This is a genomic window from Bradyrhizobium sp. SZCCHNR1017 (assembly GCF_032381375.1).
Lineage (GTDB): Bacteria > Pseudomonadota > Alphaproteobacteria > Rhizobiales > Xanthobacteraceae > Bradyrhizobium.
In genome coordinates, this window is record NZ_JAUHIR010000011.1 from 61,297 (window position 1) to 63,395 (window position 2,099).

The 2,099-nt window shown below is 65.2% G+C and carries 3 protein-coding genes; all 3 read left to right on the plus strand.

Annotation, left to right across the window (positions count from 1 at the left end; all coding sequences use genetic code 11):
* Nucleotides 1-27: 27 nt before the first annotated feature.
* The 3 genes from QW863_RS24935 to QW863_RS24945 all read left to right on the plus strand — a co-directional run bounded on the left by QW863_RS24935 (nucleotide 28) and on the right by QW863_RS24945 (nucleotide 2,056).
* Complete coding sequence (locus QW863_RS24935) at nucleotides 28-258, plus strand: MbtH family protein (RefSeq protein WP_315717422.1); 231 nt, start codon at nucleotides 28-30, stop codon at nucleotides 256-258.
* Nucleotides 259-278: 20 nt separating this feature from the next.
* Nucleotides 279-1,007 (plus strand): thioesterase II family protein, encoded by a 729-nt coding sequence (locus tag QW863_RS24940; RefSeq protein WP_315717423.1) that lies wholly within the window; start codon nucleotides 279-281, stop codon nucleotides 1,005-1,007.
* 86 nt (nucleotides 1,008-1,093) lie between these two features.
* Nucleotides 1,094-2,056 carry a TauD/TfdA family dioxygenase gene (locus QW863_RS24945; RefSeq protein WP_315717424.1) on the plus strand — a complete coding sequence of 321 codons (963 nt, stop codon included), beginning with the start codon at nucleotides 1,094-1,096 and terminating at the stop codon, nucleotides 2,054-2,056.
* Nucleotides 2,057-2,099: the final 43 nt, after the last annotated feature.

A 2,099-nucleotide genomic window follows, 5' to 3' on the forward strand; every position in this document is an offset into this window, starting at 1 on the left:
GTCGTTTGTTAGTAGGAGTAGCCGGGCATGATGGTCTTCGATAGAGATGACGTCACCTTCACCGTCGTCGTGAATCACGAAGAACAATATTCGATCTGGCCGACGTTCAAGGACATCCCGAACGGGTGGACGGCCGTCGGCGTGACCGGGAGCAAGAAGGAGTGTCTGGACCATATCGAACAGGTGTGGACCGACATGCGGCCGCTCTCGCTGCGGAAATTCATGCAGGAGAACGCCCAGGCCTCTGCCGAATCCTGAAGCGAAGGAGGCTGGCTGCCATGCGGCTGATCTGTTTGCCATATGCCGGCGGCAGCGCCATGGTCTATGCGCGCTGGAGGAGAGCTCTTCCGTCCTGGATCGAAATCGTGCCGCTGGAGCTGCCCGGACGGGGCGCGCGGATGGACGAGCCGCTGCAAACGGACGCGGCAGCATTGGCCGATCAGCTCGCGTCCGAACTGATCGGGACGCCGTTGGCGGAGCCTTACGTCCTGTTCGGGCACAGCCTCGGCGGCTTGCTCGCCTTCGAGCTGGCGCACAGGCTGCTCGCGCTCGGCGCGCCAAAGCCGCAGATGCTGCTCGTGTCCGGAACGGAGGCGCCGGCCGTGCGCGACGGCAGCCGCTGGCGCGAGCCGCTCGGTGACGACGCATTGCGCGAGGAGCTTCTCAGGCTGAACGGCACGCCGCCGGAGGCGTTGCAGAGCATGGAGATCATGCGCGGCACGCTGCCGATCCTGCGAGCCGATTTCCTGATGTGCGGAAACTACGTCTATCGGCGGCGCCGGCCCTTGCCGTGTCCGCTGCACGTGTTCGGCGGAGATCTCGACGAGACGCGTGCCGAGGCACTGGAGGCGTGGCGGGCCGAGACCTCCGGCGCGTTCGGTCGCGACATGCTGCCGGGCGACCACTTCTTCATCCATAGCCGACAGGCGGATCTGCTGAAGCTCGTTGCCGCATTGCTGGCACGTGGGGCATGGCCGGGACTCGCCGTTGCTCGCGCGGGGCCTTGAGCGGCGTGCCGAAAGCAGGACCCAGCCGGGAAGCCGGCTGGTGAAGAGACTTCGATGCTGAAATCGACGGAAGAGGGGGAGGAGTCATGTTCGCGACGCAATCTAAAATAGAACAGGAATCGCTGCCGTTCCTTCTGCGGGCCAGCCGCACGCAGCAGCCGCTGATGGAGGCCGTGAGCGAGGTCCGCGACATGATCGAGCGCCAGCTCTATGCGTGCGGCGGAATTCTCTTCCGTGGCTTCCATCTCGACGGCGCCGAGGCGTTCAGGAGCTTCGCCGCGAGCTTCGGCCATCCGCTGCTGTCCTATGAATTCGGCTCGACGCCCCGATCGCAGGTCAGCGCCGGCGTCTACACCTCGACCGAATATCCGCCGCACCAGAGCATCCCGCTGCACAACGAGCAGGCCTATACGCGCGACTGGCCGATGAAGATCTGGTTCTATTGCCAGCAGGCGGCACAGCAGGGCGGTGAGACGCCGGTCGCCGACAGCCGGTCGATCCATCGCGACATGCCGGCCGCGATCCGTAACCGCTTCGCCGAGCGGGGCGTCATGTATGTCCGCAACTACGGCAGTGGACTCGATGTCGACTGGCGACAGGTGTTCGGCACGGAGTCGAAGGCCGAGGTCGAGGCCTATTGCGCCTCCCATGCAATCGCCTGCGAATGGAAGGATGGCGACGAGCTACGGACGCGGCAGGTCTGCCAGGGGACGGCGGTGCATCCCGTGACCGGGGACATGGTGTGGTTCAATCAGGCGCATCTGTTCCACGTCTCCAGCCTCGCGCCCGAGGTTCGGGAAAGTCTTCTCGACATCGTCGGCGATCCGCTCGAGCTGCCGCGCAATGCGTTCTACGGCGACGGCGCGCCGATCGAGGACGAGACGCTGGCCACGGTCAGAGCCGTGCTCGACCGGCACAAGATCGTCTTTCCCTGGCAGACCGGCGACGTCGTCATGCTCGACAACATGCTGACGGCGCACGCGCGCGAGCCGTTCAAGGGGCCGCGCAGGGTGATCGTCGCGATGGCGCAAGCCCATCGCGTCAATTGAATCCGCGCAGTCGACCAGCAGCCGCTATCGGACCCTTCGCAAG

Excerpts from the sequence above, each read along its gene's own strand:
- QW863_RS24935 (WP_315717422.1), top strand. The coding sequence starts at position 28 with ATGATGGTCTTCGATAGAGATGACGTCACCTTCACCGTCGTCGTGAAT.
- QW863_RS24940 (WP_315717423.1), top strand. The coding sequence starts at position 279 with ATGCGGCTGATCTGTTTGCCATATGCCGGCGGCAGCGCCATGGTCTAT.
- QW863_RS24945 (WP_315717424.1), top strand. The coding sequence starts at position 1,094 with ATGTTCGCGACGCAATCTAAAATAGAACAGGAATCGCTGCCGTTCCTT.